The sequence below is a fragment of the Arenibacter troitsensis genome (assembly GCF_900177645.1).
In the GTDB taxonomy this organism is placed as follows: Bacteria; Bacteroidota; Bacteroidia; order Flavobacteriales; family Flavobacteriaceae; genus Arenibacter; species Arenibacter troitsensis.
On the sequence record NZ_FXAO01000001.1, the window covers coordinates 391,764 to 407,995 of the forward strand.

13 protein-coding genes are annotated in these 16,232 nt (G+C 40.5%); 4 read left to right on the top strand and 9 right to left on the bottom strand.

Annotation, left to right across the window (positions count from 1 at the left end; genetic code table 11):
* Positions 1-56 precede the first annotated feature (56 nt).
* From B9Y87_RS01595 to rpsO, 3 genes are all read right to left on the bottom strand, one after another.
* Positions 57-920 carry a sigma-70 family RNA polymerase sigma factor gene (locus tag B9Y87_RS01595; protein WP_031442671.1) on the bottom strand — a complete coding sequence of 288 codons (864 nt, stop codon included), beginning with the start codon at positions 918-920 and terminating at the stop codon, positions 57-59.
* Positions 921-1,106: 186 nt separating this feature from the next.
* Positions 1,107-3,326 (bottom strand): polyribonucleotide nucleotidyltransferase, encoded by a 2,220-nt coding sequence (locus B9Y87_RS01600; protein ID WP_085495541.1) that lies wholly within the window; start codon positions 3,324-3,326, stop codon positions 1,107-1,109.
* Between the two features lie 228 nt (positions 3,327-3,554).
* Entirely contained in the window at positions 3,555-3,824 is a 270-nt protein-coding gene (gene rpsO, locus B9Y87_RS01605; protein ID WP_031442673.1) for a 30S ribosomal protein S15, read from the bottom strand.
* A 248-nt stretch (positions 3,825-4,072) separates the two neighbouring features.
* Here rpsO and B9Y87_RS01610 point away from each other — a divergent pair, with 248 nt between their 5' ends.
* The gene (locus tag B9Y87_RS01610; RefSeq protein WP_085495543.1) at positions 4,073-4,933 is read left to right on the top strand and encodes a hypothetical protein; all 861 of its coding nucleotides are present in this window, start codon (positions 4,073-4,075) and stop codon (positions 4,931-4,933) included.
* A 52-nt stretch (positions 4,934-4,985) separates the two neighbouring features.
* On the opposite strand, the gene accD is transcribed toward B9Y87_RS01610, so the two are convergent.
* The 3 genes from accD to tamL are packed head-to-tail and all read right to left on the bottom strand — an operon-like array spanning position 4,986 to position 9,541.
* Positions 4,986-5,846 (bottom strand): acetyl-CoA carboxylase, carboxyltransferase subunit beta, encoded by an 861-nt coding sequence (gene accD / locus B9Y87_RS01615; RefSeq protein WP_085495545.1) that lies wholly within the window; start codon positions 5,844-5,846, stop codon positions 4,986-4,988.
* A gap of 24 nt (positions 5,847-5,870) precedes the next feature.
* Positions 5,871-6,938, bottom strand: a complete 1,068-nt coding sequence (gene fbaA, locus B9Y87_RS01620; RefSeq protein ID WP_085495546.1) for a class II fructose-bisphosphate aldolase — start codon at positions 6,936-6,938, stop codon at positions 5,871-5,873.
* A 59-nt stretch (positions 6,939-6,997) separates the two neighbouring features.
* Positions 6,998-9,541, bottom strand: a complete 2,544-nt coding sequence (gene tamL, locus B9Y87_RS01625; protein WP_317045102.1) for a translocation and assembly module lipoprotein TamL — start codon at positions 9,539-9,541, stop codon at positions 6,998-7,000.
* A 75-nt stretch (positions 9,542-9,616) separates the two neighbouring features.
* On the opposite strand from tamL, the gene B9Y87_RS01630 reads away from it, so the two are divergent.
* Positions 9,617-10,339: a TrmH family RNA methyltransferase gene (locus tag B9Y87_RS01630; protein ID WP_085495550.1), complete on the top strand. Its 723-nt coding sequence runs from the start codon at positions 9,617-9,619 to the stop codon at positions 10,337-10,339.
* 4 nt (positions 10,340-10,343) lie between these two features.
* Here B9Y87_RS01630 and porT read toward each other — a convergent pair whose 3' ends face one another.
* Together porT and ubiE are read right to left on the bottom strand one after the other, a co-directional pair.
* A complete protein-coding gene (porT, locus tag B9Y87_RS01635; RefSeq protein WP_085495552.1) occupies positions 10,344-11,039 on the bottom strand; it encodes a type IX secretion/gliding motility protein PorT/SprT in 696 nt (231 codons plus the stop codon).
* Positions 11,040-11,042: 3 nt separating this feature from the next.
* Positions 11,043-11,771: a bifunctional demethylmenaquinone methyltransferase/2-methoxy-6-polyprenyl-1,4-benzoquinol methylase UbiE gene (gene ubiE / locus B9Y87_RS01640; RefSeq protein WP_085496598.1), complete on the bottom strand. Its 729-nt coding sequence runs from the start codon at positions 11,769-11,771 to the stop codon at positions 11,043-11,045.
* Between the two features lie 351 nt (positions 11,772-12,122).
* Between ubiE and trkA the strand changes: the two genes are divergently transcribed.
* Both trkA and B9Y87_RS01650 read left to right on the top strand, forming a co-directional pair.
* Positions 12,123-13,472, top strand: coding sequence for a Trk system potassium transporter TrkA (trkA, locus tag B9Y87_RS01645; RefSeq protein WP_085495555.1), 1,350 nt, complete (start codon positions 12,123-12,125; stop codon positions 13,470-13,472).
* Position 13,473: 1 nt separating this feature from the next.
* Positions 13,474-14,964: a TrkH family potassium uptake protein gene (locus tag B9Y87_RS01650; RefSeq protein WP_085495557.1), complete on the top strand. Its 1,491-nt coding sequence runs from the start codon at positions 13,474-13,476 to the stop codon at positions 14,962-14,964.
* Positions 14,965-15,033: 69 nt separating this feature from the next.
* Here B9Y87_RS01650 and B9Y87_RS01655 read toward each other — a convergent pair whose 3' ends face one another.
* A complete protein-coding gene (locus B9Y87_RS01655; protein WP_085495559.1) occupies positions 15,034-16,218 on the bottom strand; it encodes a pyridoxal phosphate-dependent aminotransferase in 1,185 nt (394 codons plus the stop codon).
* Between the last annotated feature and the right edge of the window lie 14 nt (positions 16,219-16,232).

Here is a 16,232-nt window from a genome sequence, read left to right on the forward strand (position 1 = left end):
TTGCACTAGCTTTCCAATGGGGATAAGCGATTGCGCAAAAATTTTAATTGTTAGGATTAACCTAAATATGTCTTCAAAATTTTGCTTCTTGAGGTGTGTTTAAGCCTTCTAATGGCTTTCTCCTTAATTTGGCGAACCCTTTCCCTGGTAAGGTCAAAAGTTTCCCCTATTTCCTCCAAGGTCATAGAGTGTTGCCCTGCCAAGCCAAAGTATAAACGAATAACATCCGCTTCCCTTGGGGTCAAGGTTTCCAAAGCTCTTTCTATTTCGGTTCTAAGAGATTCGTGCAACAATTCCCTGTCCGGATTTGGAGACTCGCCGCTACGCAGTACATCGTATAGGTTGGAATCTTCACCGTCTATCAAGGGCGCATCCATGGATACGTGACGCCCGGAATTTTTTAACGATTGTTTTACATCTTCTACGGTCATGTCCAATTCCTTGGCAATTTCTTCAGCAGAAGGTTGTCTTTCATGGGCTTGCTCCAAGAAGGCAAAGGTCTTATTTATCTTATTGATAGATCCAATCTTGTTCAAGGGTAGCCTTACAATACGCGATTGTTCCGCCAAAGCCTGTAATATGGATTGGCGAATCCACCATACCGCATAGGATATAAATTTAAAACCACGGGTTTCATCAAAACGTTGTGCAGCTTTAATTAGGCCAAGGTTACCTTCGTTGATCAAATCTGGAAGGGTCAAACCTTGATTTTGGTATTGCTTTGCAACGGAAACCACAAATCGTAAATTGGCTTTGGTCAATTTCTCCAGTGCACGTTGATCACCTGCCTTGATCCTCTGTGCCAATTCTACTTCCTCATCTGCCGTAATTAAATCAACCTTACCTATTTCCTGTAAGTATTTATCCAAAGAAGCAGTTTCCCTATTGGTAACCTGTTTTGTAATTTTAAGCTGTCTCATCGAAATTTTATTGTTCTAAATTATTTGCATTAAGCATAAGCTGCATTAGGTTATACGTTGAAAAGTTTAAAATGTTACAATGGGTCCGTTTTATTTTGCTTTTTTAGATAAAATGCATGAAAAAAGCCACGCTCTCCTTAAAAAAAGGTAAAAACGTGGCTTTGGTACTGCGACAGTTATATAAAACTAGTCCCTTCTAGGTTTACGATCCCTATCTCTATTTCTATCGTTGCCTCTGTCATTTCTTCCACGATCTTCTCGTGGTGGTCTTTCCTTATAGCCTTCAGGTTTAGGCAAAAGTGCCTTACGTGAAACTTTTTCCTTTCTAGTTCTTGGGTCTAAACCGAAGTATTTAACATCAAAAACATCTCCCATGTTTACTACATCGGAAACATTTTCCGTTCTTTCCCAAGCCAATTCGGATACGTGAAGCAATACTTCATTGCCAGGAGCATCGGTATATTCCACAACGGCACCAAAATCCAGCATTTTGATGACCTTTACTTCGTATACGCTACCTACCTCAGGTTTAAACAATAAGGAATCAATTTTGGCAAGAACCATATCAATACCTTCTTGTGAGGTACCTAGTATTTCTACAATACCCTCTTCGGTAACTGGGTCTTCATTGATAACTATGGTGGTTTTGGAAGCTTTTTGCAATTCTTGGATTACTTTTCCTCCAGGTCCTATCAATGCTCCAATGAATTCGCCAGGAATAACTCTGGTGACCATTTTAGGAGCATGTGGTTTAACATCTGCATTTGGTGTAGCAATGGTGTCTACCAATTTACTTAGGATGTGCAAACGTCCAGCACCGGCCTGTTTTAATGCATTGACCAAAATTTCATAGGATAATCCCTTTACTTTAATGTCCATTTGGCAAGCGGTAATTCCGTCTGCGGTTCCGGTTACTTTAAAGTCCATATCCCCAAGATGATCTTCATCACCAAGTATATCGGACAAAACAGCATATTTTCCAGTTTCGCTATCGGAAATCAATCCCATGGCTATACCGGATACAGGTTTCTTTAATTGTACCCCTGCGTCCATCAGTGCCATAGTTCCGGCACAAACCGTTGCCATGGAAGAAGATCCGTTGGATTCCAATACTTCAGATACCACACGTACTGTGTAAGGACAATCCTCAGGGACCATGCCTTTAAGTGCACGTTGGGCCAAGTTACCATGTCCTACCTCTCTACGGGAAGTACCTCTAATAGGTCTGGCTTCTCCGGTTGAGAAAGGAGGGAAGTTGTAATGTAGATAGAAAGTTTCCTCTCCTTCAAAAGAAGGCATATCTATTTGGTTGGCTTCCCTTGAAGTTCCCAAAGTAACCGTAGCCAAAGCCTGGGTTTCCCCACGTGTAAATATAGCGGAACCGTGGGTTGAAGGTAAATAATCCACTTCACACCAGATGGGTCTAATTTCATCGGTTTTTCTGCCGTCCAAACGTAGTCCTTCATTTAAGGTAAGGTCTCTAACCGCAGCTTTTTCTGCTTTATAGTAGTATTTGGAAATCAGATCCCCGAAATCTGCCAATTCTTCTTCAGAAAAAGTAGCTTTTATTTCTTCTTTTATTGCGTCGAAGGCAGCACTTCTTTCATGTTTTGCCGAACCGGCTTTTGCAATGGCATAAACCTTATCATAAGCCATGTCGTGGATTTTCTTGGCTAACTCCTCGTCTTCCCTTTCCGGCTCGTATTCACGAATTTCTTTTTTGCCAAATGCTTCTGCCAACTTAATTTGGGCAGCACATTGTACCTTAATGGCATCATGGGCAAATTTAATGGCTTCTACCATTTCCTCCTCAGAGATTTCTTTCATTTCACCTTCGACCATCATCACAGAATCTGCAGAAGCTCCTATGACCATATCGATATCCGATACCAATAATTGGGCCCTGGTAGGGTTGATTATGAATTGACCATCAATACGACCTACCCGCACTTCTGAAATAGCACATTCAAATGGAAAATCTGAAAGTTGAATGGCAGCGGAAGCAGCCAATCCTGCCATAGCATCGGGCATAACATCCTCATCATGGGACATCAATTGGATCATCACCTGGGTTTCAGCATGGTAATCCTTAGGGAAAAGCGGACGTAAAACACGATCTACCAATCTCATCGTCAATACTTCACCGTCACTAGGCCTTGCTTCCCTTTTGAAAAAACCTCCTGGATAACGCCCGGAAGCCGCAAATTTTTCACGGTAATCTACCGTAAGTGGAAGGAAATCCACATCACTTTGTTTGTAATTGGAAACTACTGTACATAACAACATACATTTTCCAGACTGTACAACAACAGAACCATGGGCCTGTTTTGCCAATTTTCCGGTTTCGATAGAAATTTCCCTACCGTCCCCAAGGTCAATGACCTCTCTAAATACTTTTGGTATCATAAATACGAATTAAAACCTGTCTCTTTACAGGTTTGTTAAACAATGGTCTTTCGTCTGTTATAGACGCGTTGTTGTGTTGTAGTTGTGTGTTGTGGACCAATGAAAAACTATGTGCAAGCTTTTTGTTTTTGCCCTAAGCTAAGCCTATGGGACTTTACAATAGTATTGAAAAACAATATTACTGATATTGTAAAAAAGGGGAAAGTAACACTTTCCCCTTTTGGTAAATTATTTTCTAATTCCTAATTCCTTAATTATGGCACGATATCTAATGATATCCTTTTTAATCAAGTAATCTAGAAGAGATCTTCTCTTACCTACCAACTTTACCAAAGAGCGCTCAGTGTTAAAATCTTTACGGTTCTTTTTCAAATGCTCTGTCAAGTGGTTGATTCTGTGGGTAAACAAAGCTATCTGCCCTTCAGCAGAACCTGTGTTTTTTTCTTCCCCGCCGTGTTTCTTAAAAATCTCGGCCTTTACTTCTTTAGTTAAATACATTCCAATATTAATTTAATGATTTTTATGTACATGATTGATTTTCAATCAGGGCGCAAAGATAGACTTTTTTTTAGAAACCTGGTGCTATCCCAATATTTTTTGAAGTGTGGATTAAACTTTTTTAAAAATATGGTGTCCTATTATAAACGTTAAAGAAATGTTATTGCCTTATAGGCGGTAAAACGATCGTAATGCTGGCCAGCAACAGAATTTAATTTTTCCAATTGTAAACATTTAAATTAAAACAGATGAAAAAAAGTCTCAAAAATTCGAACTTAACAGGATGGTTGCTAATGGTCTTATTGGTAATGGGTTCCTGTAACAATGAAGAGTCCACCAACGTGGAAGAGGATGCCACCTTTGAAGTGGCCGAACTGGTAGCTAGCGATGAAGCCGATTTGATTTCGGAAGAAATAGCTAACATAGGTGAGGACGTATATGCCACCGAAGAGATCAGGGCTACCTCAAAATCGTTTTTTCTTTCCAATTTCTTGCCGGAATGCGTCACTATAACAACAGTGGTTTCCAGTGAGGTCAAAGAAACTACCGTTGATTTTGGAGAGGGCTGCACCATGCCCAATGGTAATCAGTTAAGTGGAATTATCCATTTAAGTTATGCCAAGGATATGGATGCGGCAACCAAGACCATTAGCCTTTCCTTAGAGGATTTCACCTTTAACGAAGTGGCAGTAACCGGGGGAGCTACCTTGGTGCGCCAACGTTCCAACGATAATGGTAATCCCCAATCCGATGCCGTAGCCAGTTATAGCGGAGTATGGCCAGACGGGAGTGTGGCCAGTTTTACGGGAAATAGGACCCGGGAATGGGTAGAGGGCTACGGTTCCGGATTTTGGGCCGATAATGTTTTCCTTATTTCAGGGGAGGGTACCTATACCAATAAGACGGGTGATGTCTATACAAGGGAAACTATGAGCTCTCTTCGAAGGGAGTTGTCCTGCCGGTTTATCGTTAGTGGAGTATTGGAAGTTTCTAAAAACGATACCACTATTAGCCTCGATCTTGGGGATGGTACTTGTGATGCCAAGGGAATGTTGACCTTTCCTAATGGAGAAACCAAGGAAATCCTTTTAAGAAGGTTTAATAATTAAGAGGGGATGGGATAATTAAAACGGCCCTGATCATGATCAGGGCCGTTTATTTTTATACTCTAACAGGATTGTTTTCTATTAGATCTATATAAAGATTAATTTTCTTTTTAAGATCCCTTCGATGTACTATAAAGTCCAAAAATCCATGTTCCTGTAGGAATTCCGCGGTTTGAAACCCTTCCGGCAATTCTTTACCAGTTGCCTCCTTTACTACGCGTGGGCCTGCAAAACCGATCAGGGCGCCAGGTTCGGAAATATTTATATCGCCTAACATGGCATAGGAAGCTGTTGTTCCTCCAGTGGTGGGATCGGTGCATAATGAAATATAAGGTATGCCCGCATCCGCAAGTTGAGCCAATTTAGCCGATGTCTTTGCCAATTGCATAAGGGACAATGCCGCTTCCATCATACGTGCACCTCCGGATTTGGAAATCATTACAAAGGGGATTTTCTTTTTGATGGAATAATCGATGCCCCTTGCTATTTTCTCTCCTACCACACTGCCCATGGAGCCACCAATAAAACTGAAGTCCATACAGCATATAACTACATCCTTACCCATAGATTTGCCTACTCCGGTCCTTACGGCATCCTTAAGGCCTGTTTTTGCTTCGGCTGCCTTTAAACGATCCACATACTTTTTGGTGTCCTCAAATTTCAATGGATCTTTGGAAGTAAGTTTTGCATCCAACTCAGTAAACTTGTTGTTGTCGAAAAGAATTTCGAAATATTCCTTACTACCTATTCGTACATGATAATCATCCTCAGGGCTAACATAAAAATTCTTTGCCAATTCGTCGGATTCTACAATTTTTCCGGTGGGGGATTTGTACCAGAGACCCCTTGGGGTATCCTTTTTCTGATCCGTGGCAGTTTGTATTCCTTTTTCCTTTCTTTTAAACCAAGACGACATAAGCTTTCTTTTTGGATTGGGGGATTATAAGGTATTCACATTGTTAAGGTCTTCAAAAGCCTTTTTTAGACGTGTAACAAACGTTTTTTCTCCTTCTCTCAACCAAACACGTGGGTCGTAAAACTTTTTATTTGGCTCGTCGGCCCCGTTTGGATTGCCGATCTGGGATTGTAAATAATCCTTTTTATCTTGGATATAGTCCCTGATTCCTTCCAAGAAGGCATACTGTAGATCGGTGTCTATATTCATTTTAACAACTCCGTATCCAATAGCTTCGCGAATTTCCTCTACGGTAGATCCGGATCCGCCATGGAATACGAAATCGATATGGTTATGTTCTACCCCGTATTTTTTAGTAACGAATTCCTGTGAATTTTTAAGGATTTTTGGGGTCAATTTTACATTTCCTGGCTTGTATACACCATGTACATTGCCAAAGGCGGCCGCTATGGTAAATTTTGGGCTCACTTTGGATAGCTCCTCGTAGGCATAGGCAACCTCTTCCGGTTGTGTGTATAGTTTGGAATCGTCCACATCGGAGTTGTCCACTCCGTCCTCTTCACCACCGGTTATTCCCAATTCTATTTCCAGGGTCATTCCCATCTTGCTCATTCTGGCAAGATATTTTTTGCAAATTTCAATATTTTCCTCAAGTGACTCCTCTGATAGGTCTATCATATGCGAGCTGTAAAGCGGTTTTCCTGTTTCTTCAAAGTGCTTTTCACTTGCATCCAACAAACCATCTATCCAAGGCAATAATTTTTTTGCACAGTGGTCTGTATGTAAAATAACGGTAGCACCATAGGCTTCGGCTAATTGATGAACGTGTTTTGCTCCTGCCACTGCGCCCAATATGGCAGCTTGTTGTCCGTCATTTGATAATCCTTTTCCAGCATTGAACTGTGCTCCTCCGTTGGAGAACTGTATAATTACAGGAGCATTTAAACTGACAGCAGTTTCCAAAACTCCGTTAATAGTATTCGATCCTATAACATTAACAGCAGGTAGGGCAAATCCTTTTTCCTTGGCATAATTGAAAATTTTTTGTACCTCATCTCCGGTTGCAACTCCTGGTTTAATATTGTGTGCCATATTCTTGTTTTAATGTAGTTAATTAAAAAGATGCGACAAAAGTAATAAAATAATCAGCTCTAAAAAGGATAATTTATACCTATGTTGAATACTGCATTGGATAGATTGTAGTCCCGAAACCATCTTTTTGAAGATTCTTCGGCCGGATTATAGGTTTTAAGACCCATATCCAATCTGAATACAAAATACGTAAAATCGTAACGGATTCCAAGACCGGTACCCAAGGCTATATCCCCAAGGGAGCGCAAATTTTCAAAGGTCGCCTTCTCGTCGGTGACATTGTCCAGGACATTCCAAATATTGCCGGCATCGGCAAAGAGAGCCCCTTTTATATCGCCTACTATAGGAAACCTGTATTCCAGATTAAAGGCAATTTTTAAATTTGCTTCGTTAAAGTCGTTTATGTTATCGGTCCTTCCTGGTCCTAGGGAATAGGGTAGCCAGGCGCGGTTGTCGTTGGAGCCACCGGCGAAATAACTTCTTACGAAAGGTATGTTGTCCGAATTTCCATAAGGTATTGCAATACCAAGGAAACTCCTAAAGGCCAAAACATTGGTCCTTGAGGTGCTCCAATGTTTTATATAATCCAATTCCGTTTTTATATATTGTGAAAAAGGTACGTTGAAAACCAATAGTTTGTCGTCTTCGCTGGTGTAGAAGGGAATTATTTTGGAAATTCCCGACAATAGGTTTCCGGCACTTTCCAATTTAAGCCTAAACTGATAAAAATCGTTATCGGCAGTTCCGCTTTTGTTATTTTTCGTAAAAGTGTAATTGCTTGCAAATATTAAATTGTTTTCGGTGAGCCTTACTCTTCTTTCCTCAATACTGCTTACATCCTCATAATCAGTTTCGCTGGAAGATACCTCTCCATTTAGAATGGTATTGGTAAAGCCGGTGGTGCCTTCCGGAATAATCAACTGCAGATCGGTACCGTCATCTGTGGTCTTAAAATAATCGGCCAGGGCAGGTTCTGTTTCGTAATTGTCGGCAATTTCATCCAAACTTTCATAAGTACTCTCGTATACGGCAAAAAATCGATCTGGGTTTACATTGCGGACAAACTGCACATTCAGTAATTCGGCAGTATTCTTTATAAAATCTGATGGGGACCAATTGTAGCCAAATACAGAATTCAAGGTTTGTTTGTCCAGCCCAATATTTTGTTGAAAACTTGTCCCAATCGATAATTTGGTTTTGGGAAGCATGTAGTTGGGTATAATTCGGGATGTCTTTAAAAAAGGAAACCAAATACGGGGCAGATTAAGGTTCATATCGGCACCCATCTCCAGAATATTGAAAAACCGGTTGTCCGCTATGTCCGGATCACTTGAGGCCCCTATGCTTATCCTTCCCGATATGCTAAGGTTTTCTGCCCCTTTGAACAAATTTCTGGCCTGCAGGGAGGGGCTAAACCCAATGCCCAAAAATTGAATGTTGGAGTGGGTTACGTCAAAATCGGTGCCCAAGGAGTATTTAGGACGAGGGGAAAGATAGATATTGGCAGTTAATTCGGATGCCGTACTATCTGCTACGAATTCAATATTTGGATATTTAAAAGTATTAAGGTTGGTAATCTGCCTGTATGTTCTAATCCGGTTAATTTCCCTGTAAATACTGTCTTTTTTTAGGAAAACGGCATCAGTAAGCGTTTTGGGCTTATAACGTAATTTTCCTTGATAATAGATCGTGAAATCCTTATAATCCACTTTTTTTAGACTGTCCAATCCATTATTGAAGGTATAGTCCGTGTAAATATTGATTTTTTTAAAGGTATGGATCTTGTATTCCGATGTGGAAAGCGCATTATCCGTTCTAGTCTTTAAATCTTCGATATTTAAAAGGATATCCAATTTTTGGTTGTTCCCTAGTTTGGTGGTGTCCCCAATTAGATCATATGAAATGGAGCTCTCTTGAAAATTGTGGATTCCATTGTTTCTAAAAAGATTGGTCAAGCGTTCCCTTTCACTATTAAAATTGTCCAGGTCTATTCGTTGCCCTGGTTTAATAAAGGAATCACTCTTATTGGCATTGTTGATGGAGTCCAGTGCAGAGGAGGTAATTTTTGTGGATATCGAGTCTATGACATAAGGAGTGCCCAAATCCAACTTGTAATTTATGATAGCGCGCTGTTTTCTAAGACTGGTATCTATTTCATAAGTGGTGGAGTTATTAAAATACCCTTTGCTTTTATAATAGGCATTCAGTCTTTGCAAAGACCTTCTTGTTCGTGAAGTGTCTATGACCATGGGAGGTTCTCCTATATTTTTTAACCATACGCTGGCCCCTTTCACCAAAAATGATTCACCCAATCTTTCCACTTGTTTTTTAGAAAGGATATTGATGAGGCGCTGCTCCCTTTTTTCCTTTTTGTGCAACCAGGCCTGAAAGGAGGAATCTGGATTTTTCTTGGCTAGATTGTAAAGATTTAGCCTTAGGGGATACCCCAGCAATGCGCTATTGGGTTTTTGAAAAATAAGGCTATGTATATCCTCGTTGGTAATTTTTACACTATCGGCATAAATAAGATTTTTGGTCAGCAAGAGTTCATCATCAGCTACCCTTTTTGTTGCATTGCAGGAGGTAATTGCAATTACTAGCAATAATAATCCTATTTTCGTAAAGTTAAATAGCATACACGGCCGTGTCCTCATAGAAGTCAAAAATACATTATTTGTATGGTTGTTAAAAGCCAAATAAAATTTATAAAAAATTTACAGCAAAAAAAGTACCGAACACAAAACAAGTTGTTTGTAGTGGAGGGGGTAAAGACCGTTAGGGAACTACTTGATTCTTCCCTGAAGGTCTATAGAATATATGTAACGGACAGCAAAGTGCTGCCAAGGGACGCCAATTTTGTGGAGTTGATAAGTGAAGGGGAATTGAAAAAAATGAGTGGGTTATCCACTCCAAATAAGGTTCTGGGCGTATTTCATATTCCAGAACCGGAACCATTGGATTTTTCGGACTGGGTCATTGCGTTGGATGATGTTAGGGATCCGGGAAATATGGGAACCATTATCCGCCTATGCGATTGGTTTGGGGTCAAAAGCATAATATGTTCATCCAATTCCGTGGATTGTTATAATCCTAAGGTATTACAGGCTACTATGGGATCTGTTAGTAGGGTAAATATTGTGTATGGCGATTTGCATGGGATTATTGGAAATTGCGGGGTTCCGGTCTACGGGGCATTTATGGATGGTGCCGTGGTCTATAAGGAAGAATTTTCCAAAAAGGGAATATTGGTTATGGGGAATGAGGCCAATGGGGTGTCGGAAGTCATGGAAGCTTTGATTGGCAAAAAAATCAGCATTCCACAGTTTGGGCCTAAAACCGCAGAAAGTTTAAATGTGGCAACGGCCACCGCTATACTGTTAAACGAAATTAGAAGGGGTTAACTTACTATTCAAAAGTAAAGTTGATGAAAAGTCCCCTGGTCATCATAGCTTCAATATTGCCCGTCCACGGGCTATTGGGGTCATTATCCCTTATCAATTCATCATTAATGGCGAAAACTCCTCGGATAGAGGGGGTAAACTTAAAATATTCCAAATAGAAATCGATCCCAAAACCCATTTCATAGTAATATGTGGTCTTTTTCATTCGGAAAGTGGCACTGCTGTTGTCGTCCAAACTTTGTTCATTGCTTCCAAGGTTTAATGAGGTAGATGCCCCGCCAACAAGAAATGGTTTCCAATTCCCCAGTCTTTTGGTACTGACCTTTAGGAGCAAGGGAAAATTTATATAGGTCGATTTTACCTCCCTAATGGCATCCCTTTCGTTATCAAATCCCGGAAAACCCAAATTTCTCTGGTTGTAGTGGAGTCCAGGTTCAAATCGAAGGTCCAAAAATTGGTTGAGACGCAGTTCCCCGATCAGACCAACATTGAATCCAAATGATTTGTCCACCAAAATATCGGGGAGATCATCTTTGTATTCAAATTTGAAGTCGTATTGATTAAAGCCTAAAAAATATCCCCAATTTAGTAATGGCTTGTCCTCATTTTCAAGGTTCATTACGGGTTTTTCATTAAACTGGGCAATTGCCGTGTTGCCTAGTGCATAAAAAACAATAAAAAGAACAAAAATATTTTTCATATTTTATTTTGTAGCTACGTAAATAGAGGCAACCCCAAATGTTTGGGGTCTATTGTCTATACCTATAAACCCAATTTTAGCCAAAATATTGTTGAACTGTTTTCCATGTGGAAAGGCAGCTGCGGATTCGGATAAATAGGCATAAGCACTGCGATCTTTGGAAAACAGCTTACCAATGGCCGGGAGAATGTATTTGGTATAGATTTTATACCCTTGTTTGTAGGGAGTTTTTGTGGGAATGGAAGTTTCGAGAACAACAAACGAGCCTCCGGGACTCAAGACCCTGTATATTTCTTCAAGTCCTTTTTCAAGATTTTCAAAATTCCTTACCCCAAAGGCCACCGTAACGGCATCAAAGGAGTTGGCTTCGAAAGGTAGATTTTCGCTGTCACCAACGATCATTTTTATGGTGTTCCCAAGGTTTTTTTCAGAAATCTTCTTTTTGCCAACCTCCAACATTCCAGGGGAAATATCCAAACCGATAATCTCTTTGGCACCTGTTTTGATCATGTTTATGGCCAAGTCGCCTGTTCCGGTAGCAATGTCCAATATTTTGGCTGGATTTTTTTCGGAGACTATGGATACCACCCGCTTTCTCCATTTAATATCAATCCCAAAAGATATAACCCTGTTAAGTCCATCGTAATTTCCGGAAATGGTATCGAACATTTTTGTAACCTGTTCCTTCTTGCCCAACGTTGAATCTTTATATGGGGTTACCTTTTTATCCATAATCATTAAATTTTTGGTAAAGATACTATATAGAGCTAAAGTTATGCTTCTAATTTTTACAATTAGGGTTGACCTCTGTCTGTTTAACTCGTATATTTTAGAATACAACCCAATTTAATTATGTAATTTTGTCGCGCTTACATTCAGATTTTAATTGAAATATGCTTTTACAAGCTTCTTTCCTATATGGTATAAATGGATTTAATTCGAAATTCCAAAAGGAGTTATGCCAAGGAAATGGATTTAGTTTAGCATTGCTATTGGGTGTCTTACGGTTTGGAACCCTGGCAACGCTAAAGTGATCATTAATTATTGTGTACTTCGGTTGATGAAAAACAATTTATATAACAGATGAAAATTATTATTGCAGGGGCTGGTGAAGTAGGTTTTCATTTGGCGAAATTATTGTCTTATGAATCCCAGGATATTACTCTGATAGACAGTAATAAGGATAGTTTATCGTATGCGGACAGTCATTTGGATATTAGGGTGTTAAGGGGGGATGCTACCTCCATCGCCATATTAAAGGATGCACAAGTGGAAAAATCCGATTTGGTCATTGGGGTAACCTCTTCCGAGACCACTAATATTACCTTGTGTATGTTGGCAAAGCAATTGGGTTGTAAGCGAACAATAGCCCGTATTTCCAATGCTGAGTTTATTCATAATAAAGAAGCCATTAGATTTTCGGACTTGGGAATCGATGAGCTGATTTCTCCAGAAGCTTTGGCTGCTACGGAAATACAACTTTTGTTGAATCAATCTGCATTTAACAATACCTATGAATTTGAGGAAGGTCTTTTGATTATGGTGGGCGTATCCCTGCCAAGTACCGCTCCTTTTGTGGGAAAGACGGTTATGGAGGCGGCCCAGATATTTTCAGAGCTGCATTTTATGCCCATTGCCATTCAAAGGATGGGTACCCAATACACCATAGTTCCCAGAGGGGATACGGTTTTTAAGGAAAATGATCAGGTGTACTTTATTACTTCCAGAGAAGGTTTGGACGAACTGTACAAACTTACCGGGAAGGAGAAGAAGGACATTAAAAATGTTATGATACTTGGAGGCAGTAAGGTTGGTTTTAAGACCGCTAGGGATCTTTGTAGAAATAGGTTTAACGTTAAGCTTATTGAGAAGAATAAGGAAAAAGCTTTCGATTTGGCGGATGAACTTCCCAATGCCCTTATCATTAATGGCGATGGTAGAAATGTGGAACTGTTGGAGGAGGAAAATCTGGAGGCTATGGATGCTTTCGTGGCTGTAACTGGAAATTCTGAAACAAATATAATGTCTTGTTTGGTAGCCAAATCCAAGAATGTTAAAAAGACAATCGCCCTTGTAGAGAACATGGATTATTTTCAATTATCGCACTCTATAGGAATAGATACCCTGTTAAACAAGAAGCTACTGGCTGCGAATAATATTTTCAGGCATATCCGGAAAGGGGAAATAGTAGCGATGACCCGCTTGAATAATTTAAATGCCGAAATTTTGGAATTCATTGTAAAGCCAACTTCCCAAGTAAACGGGCAAATAATACGGGAGCTTGAATTTCCTAGGGAAGCTACTATTGGAGGTGTAATCCGCGACAATCAAGGGATTATTGCCCTAGGGGGATTTAAAATTACAGAGGGCGATAGGGTAGTGGTATGTTGTTTGCCAAGTGCCATTCCAAAAATTGAAAAGCTATTCCTGTAGTATGGGCCTAAATTCAAAAATTATCTTTCACCTCATGGGATTGCTATTACTTTGTAATGGTTTTTTTATGATTTTGGCTGCTGTGGTAAGCGGGGTGTATGATGATGGAGCCACCTTGGATATTACCCTAGCGGCCGTGGTTACAATGCTTGCTGGTGTTTTGTCTATGTTCTATACGCGAAACCACAAAAAGGAGGTTAAGCGAAAGGAGGGATACATTATTGTTACTTTTGGTTGGTTGGTAATGTCCGCATCAGGGATGCTGCCCTATCTTTTTTCCGGTGCCATACCCAACGTTACCAATGCTTTTTTTGAGACGATGTCCGGTTATACTACTACGGGAGCATCGGTGGTTGATGATATAGAGGCGTTGCCCGAGGGAATCCTTTTGTGGAGGAGTCTAACGCATTGGATAGGCGGTATGGGGATTATAGTCTTGGCCATAGCAATTTTGCCACTGTTGGGCATTGGGGGAATGCAGTTGTTCGCCGCGGAGGCTCCCGGACCAAGTGGGGATAAATTACATCCTAGGATTACCGATACCGCGAAGCGACTTTGGCTAATTTACTTTAGTTATACCGTGGCTGAGACCCTATTGTTGAAATTGGCGGGAATGTCCTTTTTTGATGCGGTAAACCATTCTTTGGCAACTCTTTCCACGGGCGGTTTTTCTACCAAAAATGCCAGTATGGCCTATTGGAACGATCAACCTTTGATTCAGTACATTGTTATTTTGTTCATGTTTTTGGCCGGAAGCAATTTTGTATTGAGCTATTATGCCTTTAAGGGTAAAGTACAAAAAGTGCTTATGGATGAAGAATTTAAATTCTATTCCATCTTTATTTTTTGCTTTACCATAGTGGCCAGTTTGGTAGTTTATTTTCAGGCCAATGTGCCAATGTCCGATTTTCATCCCATGGTGTTCGGAGAGGTGGAAAGCGCCTTTAGACATACCTTGTTTCAAGTGGTCTCGGTAATTACGACGACAGGATTTGTTACTGCCGATTTTACCTCTTGGACACCCTTTTTGACCATATTCTTTTTCGGACTGTTTTTCCTTGGGGGGTCCGCTGGTTCAACCGCAGGGGGTATCAAGGTAATGAGGCATTTGCTTATTATTAAGAATGGGCTGTTGGAATTTAAGCGTACCCTCCATACCAACGCCATAATTCCCGTTAGATATAACAATAAGACGGTACCTGAAAATATCGTTTACAATATCATTGCATTCTTTGTGCTCTATATGTTGCTATTCATTATTGGTTCCTTGGTGCTTGGTGCGCTAGGATTGGATTTTGAAAGTGCGGTGGGAGGGGCTGCATCCTCTCTGGGGAATGTAGGGCCTGCCTTAGGTACATTGAATCCGCTGGTCAATTTTAACAGCCTTCCTGCCTTAGGGAAATGGTGGTGTGGATTTCTAATGCTTTTGGGTAGGTTGGAGCTATTTACGGTATTGATCCTATTTTCGCCGTATTTTTGGAAGCGTACTTAGGATGCAAAAAGAGGATAAAAAAAATGGACGCCGATGTGGACGTCCATTTTTTTATGATTAAAGTCTATATTATAATACGGCCTTTATTCTGGCCATTGCCTCCCTAAGTTCCTTCTCGGAAGCGGCATAGGAAATACGTATACAATTGTCGTTTCCGAAGGCTTCACCAGTTACGGTAGCCACATTGGCTTTTTCCAATAGGTATAGCGCAAAATCGGAAGCATTGTTGATCAATGTTCCGTTTAATGTCTTGCCAAAGAAGCTGGAAATATCTGGGAATACATAAAATGCTCCTTCTGGGACATTCAAGTTGAATCCCTTTATTTCACCCAATAGTTCCAATACAAGATCACGTCTTTTATGGAATTCGTCGATCATAAACTTAATGGAGGATATTGGCGCATTAAGGGCGGCAATAGTAGCGCGTTGTGCAATAGAATTGGCACCACTGGTAATCTGTCCCTGAAACTTGGTGCAGGCCTTGGCGATCCATTCCGGACCTCCAATATATCCTATACGCCATCCGGTCATCGCAAACGCCTTGGAAACTCCGTTTACGGTTATGGTGCGGTCGTACATGCCTTCAATATTGGCTATACTTACATGACCTCCCCTGAAATTGATGTGTTCATAGATTTCATCGGATACCACAAAAATGTTGGGGTGTTTTCTCAAAACTTTGGCCAAACCTTCCAATTCCTCCTTGTTGTATACGGATCCACTTGGATTACAAGGGGAGCTGAACCACATCATTTTGGTTTTAGGAGTAATGGCTTGCTCCAATTGTTCCGGTGTCATTTTAAAATCGGTGTCAATGCTTGTAGGCACTTCTACGGGAACACCTTGTGCCAATTTCACAATATCGCTATAACTAACCCAATAAGGAGCAGGTAGTATAACCTCGTCACCATCATTGAGCATTACCATGGCAATATTTGCCAAGGATTGTTTTGCTCCTGTTGAGACTACAATCTGGTTAAGACCATAAGTTAGTCCATTGTCCCTTTTAAATTTATTGGCAATAGCCTGCTTTAGGTCGGCATAACCATCCACGGGGGAATAGCTACTGTAATTTTGGTCTATGGCCTCTTTGGCTGCTTCCTTGATAAAATCAGGGATGTTAAAGTCGGGTTCCCCGAGACTTAAGCCAATGATATCTTTGCCTTCATTTTTTAATTCTCTGGCTTTGGCCGCCATAGCCAATGTGGCCGAGGTGGACATGGAATTGATCCTATCGGATAAATGGTTCTTCATTTTTATATTGTAAT